Source organism: Micromonospora sp. NBC_01739 (assembly GCF_035920385.1).
Classification (GTDB): Bacteria; Actinomycetota; Actinomycetes; order Mycobacteriales; family Micromonosporaceae; genus Micromonospora.
The window spans coordinates 2,388,660-2,402,041 of record NZ_CP109151.1 but is presented as its reverse complement, the minus strand read 5'-3'; the positions used below and the strand labels follow the sequence as shown (position 1 = coordinate 2,402,041).

Below are 13,382 nucleotides of genomic sequence, written 5' to 3'. Positions count from 1 at the left end.
GCAGGGTGTCCTGACGGGTTGGTTTCCGCAGTGTTGCAGTTTGCCTCTTTTCAAGCGCTGCCCAATAGGCGAGACTCGATGCATGGTTAGTGCATCAGCAGTGCAAATAGAAGTGCTACGGGGCCGGCAGGGGGAGTGCCGGGAGATCCGGTCGCTGCTCGCCGCACCGGCCGGGGGAGCGCTCCTGCTGCACGGCGAACCCGGCGCCGGGCGCACCGCCCTGCTGGCGTACGCCCACCGCCACCGCGCAGGCCGCCGCCTGCTCGCCGCCGCCGGCCTGGCCGACGAGGCGACGCTGCCCTACGCCGGATTGCAGCGCCTGCTGGACCCCGTGCTCGACCGCGCGCACGTGCTACCCGAACGGCAGCGGCAGGTGCTGCGCGATGCCCTGACCGGCGAGGGCTGCCCCGACCGCGACCAGCTCATCCTCTCCCACGCCGTACTCGGACTGCTGGCCTCCGCCGCCCACGAGGGCCCGCTGCTGTGCACCATGGACGACCTCGACGCGGGCGACACCCCGACGGCGCGGGTGCTGACCTTCGTGGCCCGACGACTGCCCCAACTGCCGGTCGTACTCCTGCTCACCGCCGGCAACGACACCGCAGCGCAGGCGATACCCGGCCGCCGACTGCTGCCCCTGGACCGTACCGACAGCCTCGCCCTGCTGGCCGCCCGGCGCCCCGGCCCACCACCACCCGGGCCGGTGCTGGCCGCCCTGACCTCCCTCGCCGCCGGAAACCCCCAGGCACTGGTCGACCTAGCCGGCGCGCTGACCCCCGGCCAGTGGAGCGGCACCGAACCCCTGCCGACCGCACCGCCGACCGACGGCGCCCTGGGCCGGACTTACCGCACCCTGCTGGCCCGCCTGCCCCACGACACCCGAAACGCGCTGCTGCTGGCCGCGATCGCCGCAGCCGACCTCGCCAACCCGACCCCGACCGGCCGGGCCGCCGCCGTGGACCCGCTAACCCTGGGCCGGGCGTTGCGAGCGGCCGGCAGCGGCGTCGAGGCACTGGTACCCGCCGAAGCCGCCGGACTGATCCGAATCACCACACCCGGTGGCGCCGAGTTTCCCCGACCCCTGGCCCGCAGCATGATCGAGGCTACCGCCTCCGTCGCCGCCCGCCGCGACGCCCACCTGCTGCTCGCCGCCGTCCTCGACGGCCCCGGCTCGCGGCTGCGTCGGGCCCTGCACCGGGCCGCCGTGATCGACGGAGATGATCCGGCGTTGGCGGCCGAGTTGGAGGTCGCGGCGGCAGCCCACCAGGACCGGTCCGTCGCCGCGACCGCGCTGACCCGAGCCGCCGAACTCAGCGACGAACCGGTGCTCGCCACCGCCCGGCAGGTCACCGCGGCCCGCTACGCCTGGCAGGCGGGACAACCCGAACGCGCCCAGGCGCTACTGCACCGGGTCGCCGACGCGACCGGCGCACCGCCACCCCAGCCGATCGGTTGCCGCACCGCTGGCCTGCCGATGACCCCGGCCGCGCCGACCGGCCGCAGCGCTGTCGGCCTGCCGATTCCCCGACCCGCGTCGACCGGCTGTAGCGCCCCTGGCCTGCCGATTGCCGCACCCGCGTCGACCGGGCGCAGCGCCACTGACCCGCCGGTGACCGCTGCCACGGGCGGCCTGGCCGAACTGCTGCGGGGTGAGATGCACCTGCGCTGTGGTCGCGCCTCGACCGCCCTGCCCACCCTGCTGACCGCCGCCACCGCGCTGGCCGACATCGACCGCGAGTCGGCGCTGGTCGCCCTGGTCCGCGCCGGTGAGGCCGTCTGCTTCTCCGGCGACCACTACCGCTACGCCGAGGTGGCCCGCCGGGTGCAGGAACTGCGCCGCGACGGAGATCCGCCGTGGGCCGACCTGCTGACCAGCCTGGTCGCCGGGGTCGCCGCCACCCTGCGGGGCGAACACGCCCACGGCGGCCCACTGCTGCGCCGGGCGGTGGCCCTCGGTGGCCGGTTGAGCGGTGCCGCAGCCACCCCGACCGCGTTGACCGGTGCAGCCGCAGCCGGCCTGCTGGTCGCGGTCGACGCCGCGGCGTACCGGCTAGCCGAGGACGCCGTCGACCTGGCCACCGACCGAGGTGAGGTGTCGCTGCTGCCCAGGGCGCTGGAACTGCGCGCGATGAGCGAATACTGGCTGGGCCGGCACGACGCCGCAGCGAAAAGCTGCCAGGAAGGACTGCGGGTGGCCCGGGCCGCCGGACAGCACGCCACTGCCGGCGTACACCTCGGTCTGCTCGCCGTGCTGGCGGCCGTGCGGGCCGACCACGACGCCTGCCTCGGCCACGTCGCCGAACTGGGCGACACCGCCGCACCCGGCAGCCGCCCGTACGCCCTCGCCCAGTGGGCCCTCGGGGTGCTGGACCTGGTCGACGCCCGGTACGCCGACGCGGCCGACCGGCTGGCCACGCTGGCCCGACCCGGCACCGGGCGCGGCCAGGTGCTCGTCCAGGTGATGGCCACCCCCCACCTGGTGGAAGCCGCCGCCCACGACGGCAGAACCGCCCGGGCCCGAGCCGCGCTCGCCGTATTCGACCGCTGGGCCGGCAGCACCGCCAGCCCGCTGCGCCGGGCGCTGTCGGCCCGCTGCCACGCGCTGCTGGCCCCGCGCGGCAGCGCCGAAGCCGAGGAACACTTCGAGCGAGCATTGTGCCTGCACCCGGCCGACGCCGCCGCCTTCGAACGGGCCCGCACCGAACTGCTCTTCGGCCGGGAGCTACGCCGCAACCGGCGACCCCGCGACGCCCGCGACCACCTGCACCGGGCCCGGCAGACCTTCGTCCTGCTCGGTGCCGACGTGTGGGCGCGGCAGACCACCGTGGAGCTACGCGCGGCGGGGGAGTCCGTCGGTACGCCGGATCGCCAGGCGGTGCGGCTGCTCACCGGCCAGCAATTGCGCATCGCCCAACTGGTCGCCGCCGGAGCCACCAACCGGGAAGTCGCCACGCAGATGTTCCTGTCCACCCGGACCATCGACCACCACCTGCGCAACATCTACCACCGACTCGGCATCCGCTCCCGCACCGAACTGGCCCGCGCCTTGGGCTGAGGCCGCGACCGCAGCACGTTCCACCTGCTCAAGCCGCACCCGTTCCGCAGGCTGTCGCGAAGCTGCCATGATCGGTGTCATGCAGCGCATCCCCATGACAGGACCAGTCGGTCCCCGCTCAGCCGACACTGTTTGAGGAGGTTGGAAAACCACTCCTGGCGGTAGCTGATGGTCGCCCGAATCGCGGCAGTAGCGCCCGTTCGACCGTTAATCGGCGTCGAGCCGGTGAGCCGGTACCGGAGGTCCGTCCAGAAGCGCCAGGAATTACACGGCGATCAGTTCGGCGATCTTCTTGGCGATGTCCTCCATGGAGTCCTCTTCGGTGCTCAGTCCGTGGCGGGAGCCGAGGAGCGGGCTGACCGACCGAATCTCATCGTAGGTGACCCCATGCGCGACAGGGATCAGCAGGTCACGCGACAGCAGTTCCGAGAGTTCCTTCTCGGACACCCCGCCGCTCTCGACGCGCCTGAGGAGTGCGGGCGTGATGAGGACGAGACCAATGCGCGTCTTGGCTAGACCCTTGTCGATTTCCCTCATGAACGGCTGGCCGAGCACGATGTCCCTCTCGCTGAACCAGACCGACACGTCCTCGGCTTCAAGGAGATCGTGCAGTTCCGTCGCGGTTCCACGCCGGTCGTCCCAGGCGTGACAGAGGAACAGGTCGTACGTCTTAGCCCGAGGTCCTACCGCCTCGACCGTACTGCGATAGCGGTCCAGCGCCGCGACTTCGTCAGAGGTGTAAGCAACGGGTGAGCCAGCTGGCGACCACCGAGGTCGGATCGATCGACTGCCACCGCCACCACCGGAGGACCCGCTTCCGCCGTCGCTGCGGGAAGGGGTGGGCGAAGCGTAGTTGGACGGGGGCGAGTAGGACGTGTAAGACCGGTACGACGATCGGCCATGGACGGGGCATGCGGCGGCACCGCTGGAGGTGCGGTGGCCTTGACTGGGTGCTGTGCATCGCATGCCTTCACTATAGGAAGGGGTCCCGACAATTCCGCCTGTGCGGACCATCGCAACGACACAGCGGCAAGATCGTGCGGCGGCAAGAACAATCCTGATCTTGCACCTGCCTGTGCCGAAGTCTCTCGGTGATGCCGGCTTCTTTCCACCGAACTCAGCAACGAAGAAATCTTGCTGGCTTGAAGCGCTGCATAGTCCGTGACGTCTACAGCGCCCTACGCGCCGACTTCGCCGCCCTCGCCCTTGCTTACAAATTAGCATCGGGATGGCATGGCGGGCGGCTAGGAGGGCCTCACTCCCAAAGCGGGTCCTGAATTGCTACTGGGTCACGGCCAGATACCAGCCTCACGTCAGCATCGGGCGCAGCCCGATTGTTCAACTCAAGTAGGAGCCGAACTGCGGCTTGGGCTAGTTCATCAAGTGGGTAAGAGGCGTTGGTATGGCCCATGGCTGTTCCAGTGACGAAATCTGCTATTAGATTACGCCCGCTGGACATCGCTATTGCAGCCGTCTGTGCCAAGGAGTCACCACGAGCCACTAGCTGCCCGAAGTCCGGACTGTCGACAACGTCAGCATTGCCAACAGCTTGGATCGAGATGGCGAAGTTGGCTTGCTGTACTTTGACTTCCGTCATGCGGACTCCCAGTTGGCGGACGCCATCAATCAAGGTGGTAACCGACACGCCGCGTCGCCTTTCATGCGGAGGCAAGTCGTTTGACCTGGTGGCGAAGTAAGCAATCCAGCCGTCGCCGCGCAGTGCTAGACAGTCGTTTTGTATTCCCCAGTTTGCACTCTGGCCCTCAGGGATCGACGTGCGGCTTTGGCCAAAGACGCGCGCTCCGCGTGCTAGCAATCGATCCAAATTCGCTTCGACTAGATGACCTAGGTTCGGTCCCGATTCTGGCCCTAGGGCTACTATTTGTTCGAGTCGGACGTTTCGACCGATCCTCCGCCAGAATTGCACGTCGGCAGTTGTGAGGGTTGCTAGAAGAAGGGACAGGTCTCTGCCTGTTAGTGGACCGGTCAGATTGCGATGGGATGGGAAATTCTCAGGGGTGCCGCCCTGTCCTTCCCAGACTGCCCGGTAAAGACGACTGAATCGGTTTGCCTGCTCGTCGTCCAACATGCCTTCGGCCGCTACAAGGGCCGATCTGATCGGCTCCGCCTCCAAGTGCTCCGCAGCAGAGAAAGCAGCGATGGCGGATTCGGTCGCACCCCTCGCCGCCTGCTCATCGACTATGCCTAGGCCACCACGGATAACGGCGTTCGTGAGCACCGAAGTAATCGGGACACGAGGGGACACAAATTCCTCGATTGCATCCGGATTCGTAATCAGGGCACGAGCCTCTTTCGCGGCCATTTCCAAGCGTTCGTGAGCGACTGAGTACCGTTCGGATCCGGAGTCATCTAGAGTGAGCATAATCGGGTGGCTGGATGCGATAATCTTCAGGTCAGCCGCTAGCCATTCTGGGTTTGGATCGGTGCGCAGAAAGACGAGTCTTTCCCGGTTTTCCTGCGGCCAGGTCAGCACCAGGTCTGGTGCGAAAGTGTGATTGAAATATTCGGTCTTCCTGACTCGGGCAGACGGGTCTCCGGATCGCAGGAAGTTGCTCACGCTCGTCTTCAAGGAGTCGATTCGACGGTCCGGTGTGTCGAAGTCTAGCGCATGGCGCAGAGCCGCGCTTAATTCGCCGCTCATTAGGACTCCTCTCCGATGCCCATGAACGCCATAATCCGCTGGTAGTGGTCGCTCGTGATTACTAGACCCTCCTGCTCGTCGCAGAGGGTCAATAGCCATAAGCGGTTGGTCAATTCGTATATTACTTGGGTGTCTAGTTTTCCTAGCGCTTCCTCGGCTGACTCTGTTCCAAAAACTCGAAAGGTGTTTTCGGCGTGAAGGAGGTGCTTCTTGATGGACTCCGGACTTCGATGTTTATGCCAGCTTTGGGCTTGAAATGGGGCCCAGGATAGCCAGATTAGATTATCGCATCGGTCGGGCTTTTCTTGGAATGCCACGTAGCATTCGGCGATGAACTTTCGGTACTCTGTCGCTGAGTCCATCTCGTAGCGATATGCCTTGACTTCTGCCATAAATGACTGGTCGTGCAGATCGCCGCCACGCAACTTTCCCTCCAGGTCAAAGCTGAAGCCTTGACCACCATAGGGCCACTGAAAATGCAGCAGGTCCTTAAAAACCTTGTCAGTATTTGTGTAGATCGACGCGACGCGGGTCGAATAGTTTAGCCACCGCTTAGCTCTATCTACGCCAATGCTGCCGGTCTGCTGCCGTAGCTCGCCCGCCACCATCACAGCAGGGTATATCACCCACACGCACAGCAACAGGACCGAAGACCAGTTGGAGCCTGACGCTGGCTGACGAGAATGCTGCTTGTCCCTCGACGGCAGGCTGGTGAGGCTCGATCGCGTCGTATGCCGGTGGTAGCTGCGTGGGGACGCCGGAGGCACAAGACACCGTCAAACGTCGTCAACCGTGGACATAAGCAGGCGTCGGCCGCCGTTGCCCCTGGTAGACCAGCCGGGGTCATGGTTCCGCTTCAGTGCTGTGGGGATAGGCGCTCGGGGCTTGTCGCTTGGTGGCGGACTGTAAAGCACTGTCAGTCGGGGGTACCGTCGGTGGCAGTGTGGTCGCTGGCTGCCCTGCCGTATCTGGTCGTTGTTCGAGAGGGATTGCTGTGCCTCGCCGAGCCATACCTGCTGACCCTTCGGTGGGTGAGCGCATCCGGGCCCGGCGCGAGTTGCGTGGCTGGAGTATCCGGCATGCCGCGAGTCGCGCGGGTATCTCGCATACGACGTGGTCGCGGATCGAGCGCGGTGTTCAGCGTACGGATCGGTACATGGTGGTGGATCTGGCCGCAGCCCTGGAGTGTTCGGTTTTCGACCTCACCGGGCAGCCGTATACGCCGGCTGATCGGCAGCTTGATGGTGCGCGTATCGACGCCGAGCGGGTGTGGCGGGCGATGATGGCGTATCCGTTCGATGGGCCGCCGGTCGTCGGGGCGGCCACTGTGGAGCAGGTGGACCGGGAGTCGTCGCTGGTGCGGGATCTGTACGGCCGGTGCGACTACGCCGGAGCCCTGCGCCGGCTGGTGGATCTGCTTCCCGCCCTGCACGGGGTGACCGACCGGCGGGCGGCGTACGGGTTGATGGTGCCGGTGTACGGGGTGGCAATGGGTTCGTTGCTGAACGTGGGTTACTCGGCCCATGCCTGGTTGGCAGCGGAGCGTTGTGCGGTAGCTGCGCACCTGCTTGATGATCCGGTTGCGGTGGGGGTCGCGGCGGCGAATCGGGCTCGGGTGTCGGCGTACACCGGCGCGTACGGCCCTGCGCGGGCGTACTGCGATCGGGCCGGAGCGGACTTGGAGGGTAGCGGTGCGGACACCGCGCTGGATGTGCTCGGATTCCTGCACCTGGCCCGCGCGCATCACCTTGCCGGCATGAAGGATCAGTCGGCCGCCGAGGATCACCTCGACGAGGCGGCGCGGATCGCCGCGCACACCGGGGAGACGACAAGCTGGGACCTGTTGTGGGGGCCGAGCAACGTGGCGCTGTGGCGGATGGCCTACCTGCTCGACACCGGACGTCCGCAGGAGGCGTTGCAGGCGGCTGCCGGGGTGACGGTTGGGGAACTTCCCGCCGTGCGGCAGGTGTACTACTGGCTGGACATGACCCGCGCGATGGTGGCGGCTGAGCGGGAGCGAGACGCGGTGCGGATGTTGCTGGCGGCCGAACGGGTCGGTCCGCAGCACACCCGGTCATCGACGGCGGCGCGAGAAGTCGCACGTGGGCTGCTGCGCCGAGGGCTGGTCTCCACGGAACTGCGAGGCCTGTGCGAGCGCATGGGGGTCTCCACCCAGTAGTGGTGCGTAAGTGTTCCAACACACACCGTGCCGTCCATAACGTTCCGATCAGGACACGACGGCAGGAAGTAGCCGCTTCGCCGACCGTGTCCGCCGGGTGGCGACGTGAACCCGAGCGCGACACCTGACATCCGCGCTGCCGTCGCCACTCGCCCACCCGCGACGAGGGAGGCGGAACCTGTGGCGATCCGGTCCGAGCTGCGCGACATTCTGCGGTGGCTGCTGCGACGCGCGGAGTCACCCCCGCCGCCGGGAACGGGTCAACGCCACCAGGCCGCCGAGCAGGCCGCAGCGCAGCGGAGGCTGCTGGACCAGGCGAAGAGGTCACGGGACACGCACTGGCACCGCGAACCGATCCAGACCACGCCGTACGCGCCGACGACGCGTGATCAGCGCACCGGGGACGCGACAGGGAGCCACCGGTGAGCCCAGCGCGGGCAGGTTTTCCTGCCATACCTCCCTCAGGCCACCGGAGAGTCTCGTACGACGAGTACCTGTCGGCTACGGCGTTGACCTTTGCCCGGCGGCATCGACCGGTGTGGTGTTGGCGGCGGTGGCGGCGGGTCTGTCGGTGCGGGGCCGACCTGCCCTGCCGTGCTCGACATCGCATTCCGATCAATCGTGGTCACTGGCCTGGGGAGGGTGAGCAGTGACCGGCGGGCCGGAACGGACGATCCTCGCGGTACACGTGCGTGGGCTCGACGGGATGTGCGTCGGTTGTCGGGTGTGGTGGGCGCGGCTGGTGCCGTACCCGTGCTGGCAGGTGGATTGGGCGACCAGTCGGCAGGCTCGCGCGAGCATGGCCCGGTTTCTGGGCGGTGTGCGGTGACCACCCATGGCCCGGTGGTGCCGATCTGGAGCTGTGGTGGCTGTGACCTGCCCTGGCCTTGTCCGACGCGGCGGCGTGAGCTGCGCGCGGAGTACGCGGGCGCGCCGGTGTCGCTGGCGCTCTACCTCGGGGTCTGTCTCGTGCAGGCGGCCGAGGACATGCCTTGGGCACCGGCAGGGGCACTGCACCGCCGGTTCATCGGCTGGGCCAGGCAGGTGCCGGAGATACAGGAGCGAAGTGCAGCAACCGGGCCAGGCGAACCAGGCCGGGACGGGCGTCACCGGGCCGGATGACCTCGGATCGAGCCGGACTACCGCCCGACGTCAGAGACGTGCGTGGACGTCTCTGACGAAGCGCCCGGAACTTACAAGCGAGGGGTCAACGATGCTCGGCGTTGGGGGTACCGTCGACGGGGGAAGTGGCTGGGGGAGTTCACCTGGCATCTTGAGCTTGGAGCGGCGCTATGGCCTCGTCCGTCGATCCGCGCTTCGGCGTAGCTCTGCGTGAGTTCCGGGAGCGACGTGGTTTGTCGCTTCGAGCCCTGGGGCAGCTCGCTCATCGGAGTAAGAGCCATCTGCACGAGTTGGAGGCAGGGCTCAAGGCTCCGACGGTCGACACGGCGCGCCACTTGGACCGGGTTCTCGACGCGGGGGGTTTGCTTGCCCGACTGGTCGATGCGCCTGTCGACCATGCGGCCGAGGCCGGCGAGCTGCGGGCGAGAGTCGCCGCCAGCGATGTCAGCAGGGACCTGCTCGAACGGATCGAGCAGGGCGTTGACGACCTCGCCAGTGCCTATCCGACGATGGCCCCGGCGGATCTGTTGCCGCTGGTACGGCGGCACCTCGCCTATGTCGGGCGGCTGTTGGATGGACGGGTCACGCTTGCTCAACAACGACGGTTGTTGGTTGCCGGTGGCTGGTTGGCGGTGCTGCGGGCGACGGTGCATATCGACCTGCGGCAGCGGGCTGCTGCGGCTGCCCACTTGCGAGCTGCTCGTGATCTTGCCGAACATGCTGAGCATGCCGAGATCCAGGCATGGTGTCTCGAAACCCGGGCCTGGGACATGCTGACTCAAGGCGACTACCGGACGGCACTCGATCTCTCCGAACAAGCTCAGCGGGTCGCCCCGAAGGGCAGCTCTGCCCGCATTCAGGCGACTGCCCAGGAGGCTCGTGCGTGGGCGCGGATCGGGGACGTCGGTGCGACGCGGCGGGCATTGGACCGGGTCGAGCGGCTGACGGCGAATCTGCCGGTTCCTGAGCGAGCCGAGCACCACTATCGGTACGACCCGGCCAAGGCTGCCGCGTACACGGCCACGACTCTGGCGTGGGCGGGTGACCCCGGTGCCGAGCAGGTGGCGCGGGCTGTGTTGGCCGATTTGGACCCGTACGGCGATGGGGGAGCGCGGCCCCGCCGGTCCGCGTCGGCCCGTCTCGACCTCGGCCTTGCCCTGGTCGCCGCCGGGCAGCCGGATGAGGCGGTCGCTCTTGGGGCGCAGGCTGTGGAGTCCGGGCGGGTGGTGCCGTCGAACTGGTGGCGGGCTGCGGAACTACTGACGAAGGTGGAGCAGTCGGGGGCACCAGAGGCCGCGACATTGCGTGATCTGTGCATCGAGTACGCACCCGGACGTCGACCATCAGCGGACAGCACACCTGGTTAGCGGACAGTCACCTTCTGGATCGTTGCCGCGCACGGCGTGAGGCTGGACCTCACTGCACCCGGGCGCGGAACGAGACACATCAGCAGGTGTCCCTCCGCGCCCTCGAGACGGAGGGCCGGACACATGACAGTGGGCATCGGACTCCTGCGGCGGATCGTCAGCCGGTACCTCCCGCCGCCGGTGGTCTCCGGCTTCGGACAGCGCATCCAGACCATGGAGCAGGAGGCCGCCAGGCAGCGGCTGTTGGATCAGGCGCGAGGCGCACAACAGCCTTCGGCGGGTGGGGATTCTTCTGTGCCGCTGAAGCGGCGCGTCTCGTACGACGAGTACCTGTCGGCTACCGCGATGACCTTCGCCCGGCGGCATCGACCGGTGTGGTGTTGGCGGCGGTGGCGGCGGGTCTGTCGGTGCGGAGCCGACCTGCCCTGCCGTGCTCGACATCGCATTCCGATCAATCGTGGTCACTGGCCTGGGGAGGGTGAGCAGTGACCGGCGGGCCGGAACGGACGATTCTCGCCGTACACGTTCGTGGGCTTGATGGGATGTGTGCTGGTTGCCGGGTGTGGTGGTCGCTGTTGGTGCCGTACCCGTGTTGGCAGGTGGAGTGGGCGACCAGTCGGCAGGCTCGCGCGAGCGTGGCCCGGTTTCTGGGCGGTGTGCGGTGACCACCCACGGCCCGGTCATGCCGATCTGGAGCTGTGGTGGCTGTGACCTGCCCTGGCCTTGTCCGACGCGGCGGCGTGAGCTGCGCGCGGAGTACGCGGGCGCGCCGGTGTCGTTGGCGCTCTACCTCGGGGTCTGTCTCGTGCAGGCGGCCGAGGACATGCCTTGGGCACCGGCAGGGGCACTGCACCGCCGGTTCATCGGCTGGGCCAGACAGGTGCCGGAGATGTAGGAGCAGGTCCTCGTGCCTACCGTCAGCCCGGTCAGCGAGCGCGGTTCTGAGCGGATAGTTCCGTCGAGGTCTTATGCAGCACGCGGATTGTCCTTTCCCAAGCTCCGGGCCGGTCATGTGCTTTGACTAGAGCTCACCGCCTGGCCTGACTGCGGCAGCCGCTGGCCGCGGTGGCTGGATTGGGCTACCGCCGCGATGACGGTCAAGGCGCTCATCTTCGACTTCGGCGGCCTGCTGAGATCGCGACTGCGATGCGCCGCGCCGAGTGAGCTTGCGTCGGGCCGCCCTCCGTTTCCATGGGACCGGAAGGCGGCCCACTTACGCCTGGGCGGGCTTGTGTCCGTACAGAATCTCGGTGTCCGGCAGTTGCTCGGCGAAGACGCCATCGGGAGAAATCTCCCGCAGCAACTCGCGTAGGTCCCGCTCGAAGTTTTTCAGCCGCTCCCCGAACAGGTGCGGCGCCATGTCCGACCGCGAGAATGCCCAGGCGACGACATCGTCCTCGCTGCGTTCGACCACCGCCCCTGACGGGACGACGAGACGGCTGAGAGCCGTGAAGCCGGCCCGAGCCAGGACTTCTCGCTCGCCGCTGGGCGTTCCGTTCACCAGGACGCCCTGTCCAGCACGGCGCACGTCGCCCAGGTACTTTCGGGTCAGCGAGGCGATCCGGTCGTACGGCGGCGCCGGATACGGCAGAGGGGCGGGATCGGCGCGAGGCGTCTTCAGGTCGCTGAGGTGCACGATCCAGCCGCCTGGTTCCAGCATCTCCAAGACCGTCGCCGCGACGCGGTCCCGGTCGGTCCAATGGAACGACTGCGCGAACAGCACCACCTGGAAGATTCCCAGCCCACGGGGAAGATCCTCCGCCCGGGCCTCGACCCAGGTCACGTTCCGCACGCCGAGGGAGTCGGCATGCCGCGCCGCCTCGGCCAGCATCTCCGGATCCGGATCCATGCCCACCGCCTCGACGAAGTACCGCGCGAATGGCAGTGTCACGGTGCCTGGGCCGCAGCCCACGTCCAACAGCCGGCCGTGACCATCGAGTCCCAGAGTCTCGGCGAGTCGGTCGGTGTAGCCCGGCGCGTACGGCAGCCGCCCTTGGTCGTAATACCCGGCGCTACCTCGGAACAGACTCTGATCCCACTGCCAGCCTTCTGGCATGCCGGTACTCCACTCGGTGATAAGTCGGCAACGGTCAGAGTCGGTGCACAGGACAGGGAAGATATCAGCGATGATGGCAGCGTGGGCATGACGCACTTCGGGCGATCAGCATGGCGTAGAGAACCTTGATGATCTTCTGAATCGGCCGTCTTGCTGCCACCGCCAACGGCGCTTCCACCCCAAGCCTCACAAGTCAGACGCCGTCACGACTTTGCCGGCGTCCTGACCAGTACCCGAGGCGGGGTATTCCTTGACTCTCGACCCGGTCGAAGGATGATCCTTCCTGGGTGATGTCTGAAGAGCGCGACCGACGATCAGTCCCGCTCGCGATTGACCTGGAGATGCTGCGGCCGGTACTACGTGGCGCCTGGGGAGCGGATACCTGCGACCCGCACGATGTGCAGGATTGGCACACCGGCAACCCGGCCCGTGGTCAATGCGGGGTGACTGCCTTGATCATCCAGGACCTGCTCGGCGGAGAGCTGATCCTCGGCGAGGTCCTCGCCGGAGACGTCAGGGTCGGCTACCACTACTGGAATCGATTGGCCGACGGCCGCGAGATCGACCTGACGGCTGACCAGTTCCAGCCACCGGAAGTCGTTGTCGGCGGTCAGGTCCAGCAACGCCCGCCGGGCCCACCTCGGCGATGTCGTCAGCAGTACGAGATCCTGCGGGACCGCGTCTTCGTAGCCCTCTACGGCGGGCGATCCAAGCAATCCACGCAACACCAGCGGCCGGAGTCCCAACATCAGTGACCAGCACGCCCGAGCGACGATCAGCTCACTGCCGAGGCTGTGCGCGCCAGGAGCCACGGTGATCTGGACCCGGACACGTAGTTCTCCGGACCTGACCCCGGCGGTGCGGCGCCGGTTCGCCGGCGTGGACTTCACCGAGCAGGCATTCGACGCGCCACCCGACGAACTGTTCTCAGTGGGCGTGCG

The 13,382-nt window shown here is 67.4% G+C and carries 10 protein-coding genes and 1 pseudogene; 7 read left to right on the top strand and 4 right to left on the bottom strand.

Annotation, left to right across the window (positions count from 1 at the left end; genetic code table 11):
• Positions 1–100: 100 nt before the first annotated feature.
• A complete protein-coding gene (locus tag OIE53_RS10605; protein ID WP_327026435.1) occupies positions 101–3,055 on the top strand; it encodes a helix-turn-helix transcriptional regulator in 2,955 nt (984 codons plus the stop codon).
• A gap of 264 nt (positions 3,056–3,319) precedes the next feature.
• Here OIE53_RS10605 and OIE53_RS10600 read toward each other — a convergent pair whose 3' ends face one another.
• The 3 genes from OIE53_RS10600 to OIE53_RS10590 all read right to left on the bottom strand — a co-directional run bounded on the left by OIE53_RS10600 (position 3,320) and on the right by OIE53_RS10590 (position 6,325).
• Positions 3,320–4,021 carry a toll/interleukin-1 receptor domain-containing protein gene (locus tag OIE53_RS10600; protein WP_327026434.1) on the bottom strand — a complete coding sequence of 234 codons (702 nt, stop codon included), beginning with the start codon at positions 4,019–4,021 and terminating at the stop codon, positions 3,320–3,322.
• A gap of 289 nt (positions 4,022–4,310) precedes the next feature.
• Positions 4,311–5,717 carry a hypothetical protein gene (locus OIE53_RS10595; RefSeq protein WP_327026433.1) on the bottom strand — a complete coding sequence of 469 codons (1,407 nt, stop codon included), beginning with the start codon at positions 5,715–5,717 and terminating at the stop codon, positions 4,311–4,313.
• Complete coding sequence (locus tag OIE53_RS10590) at positions 5,717–6,325, bottom strand: hypothetical protein (RefSeq protein WP_327026432.1); 609 nt, start codon at positions 6,323–6,325, stop codon at positions 5,717–5,719. The genes OIE53_RS10595 and OIE53_RS10590 overlap by 1 nt, the downstream gene beginning before the upstream one ends.
• A gap of 419 nt (positions 6,326–6,744) precedes the next feature.
• Here OIE53_RS10590 and OIE53_RS10585 point away from each other — a divergent pair, with 419 nt between their 5' ends.
• The 5 genes and pseudogenes from OIE53_RS10585 (at position 6,745) to OIE53_RS10560 (ending at position 11,280) form a co-directional block, all read left to right on the top strand.
• On the top strand, positions 6,745–7,896 hold the full coding sequence (locus OIE53_RS10585; protein ID WP_327026431.1) for a helix-turn-helix domain-containing protein: 1,152 nt from the start codon (positions 6,745–6,747) through the stop codon (positions 7,894–7,896).
• Positions 7,897–8,076: 180 nt separating this feature from the next.
• On the top strand, positions 8,077–8,322 hold the full coding sequence (locus tag OIE53_RS10580; RefSeq protein ID WP_327026430.1) for a hypothetical protein: 246 nt from the start codon (positions 8,077–8,079) through the stop codon (positions 8,320–8,322).
• Positions 8,282–8,725 (top strand): annotated as a pseudogene (locus OIE53_RS10575) (hypothetical protein). The gene OIE53_RS10580 and the pseudogene OIE53_RS10575 overlap by 41 nt, the downstream one beginning before the upstream one ends.
• 463 nt (positions 8,726–9,188) lie before the next feature.
• Complete coding sequence (locus tag OIE53_RS10570) at positions 9,189–10,385, top strand: helix-turn-helix domain-containing protein (protein ID WP_327026429.1); 1,197 nt, start codon at positions 9,189–9,191, stop codon at positions 10,383–10,385.
• Between the two features lie 661 nt (positions 10,386–11,046).
• On the top strand, positions 11,047–11,280 hold the full coding sequence (locus OIE53_RS10560; protein WP_013733301.1) for a hypothetical protein: 234 nt from the start codon (positions 11,047–11,049) through the stop codon (positions 11,278–11,280).
• A gap of 318 nt (positions 11,281–11,598) precedes the next feature.
• Here the strand turns inward: OIE53_RS10560 and OIE53_RS10555 are convergent, their stop codons facing one another.
• On the bottom strand, positions 11,599–12,441 hold the full coding sequence (locus OIE53_RS10555; protein WP_327026428.1) for a class I SAM-dependent methyltransferase: 843 nt from the start codon (positions 12,439–12,441) through the stop codon (positions 11,599–11,601).
• A 290-nt stretch (positions 12,442–12,731) separates the two neighbouring features.
• Between OIE53_RS10555 and OIE53_RS10550 the strand changes: the two genes are divergently transcribed.
• Positions 12,732–13,196: a YunG family protein gene (locus OIE53_RS10550; RefSeq protein ID WP_327027147.1), complete on the top strand. Its 465-nt coding sequence runs from the start codon at positions 12,732–12,734 to the stop codon at positions 13,194–13,196.
• Positions 13,197–13,382 lie beyond the last annotated feature (186 nt).

Bases quoted from the DNA above. Each gene is read 5' to 3' on its own strand.
- OIE53_RS10550 (WP_327027147.1), top strand. From the start codon at position 12,732: ATGTCTGAAGAGCGCGACCGACGATCAGTCCCGCTCGCGATTGACCTG.
- OIE53_RS10570 (WP_327026429.1), top strand. From the start codon at position 9,189: ATGGCCTCGTCCGTCGATCCGCGCTTCGGCGTAGCTCTGCGTGAGTTC.
- OIE53_RS10595 (WP_327026433.1), bottom strand. From the start codon at position 5,717: ATGAGCGGCGAATTAAGCGCGGCTCTGCGCCATGCGCTAGACTTCGAC.
- OIE53_RS10590 (WP_327026432.1), bottom strand. From the start codon at position 6,325: ATGGTGGCGGGCGAGCTACGGCAGCAGACCGGCAGCATTGGCGTAGAT.
- OIE53_RS10600 (WP_327026434.1), bottom strand. From the start codon at position 4,021: ATGCGATGCACAGCACCCAGTCAAGGCCACCGCACCTCCAGCGGTGCC.
- OIE53_RS10555 (WP_327026428.1), bottom strand. From the start codon at position 12,441: ATGCCAGAAGGCTGGCAGTGGGATCAGAGTCTGTTCCGAGGTAGCGCC.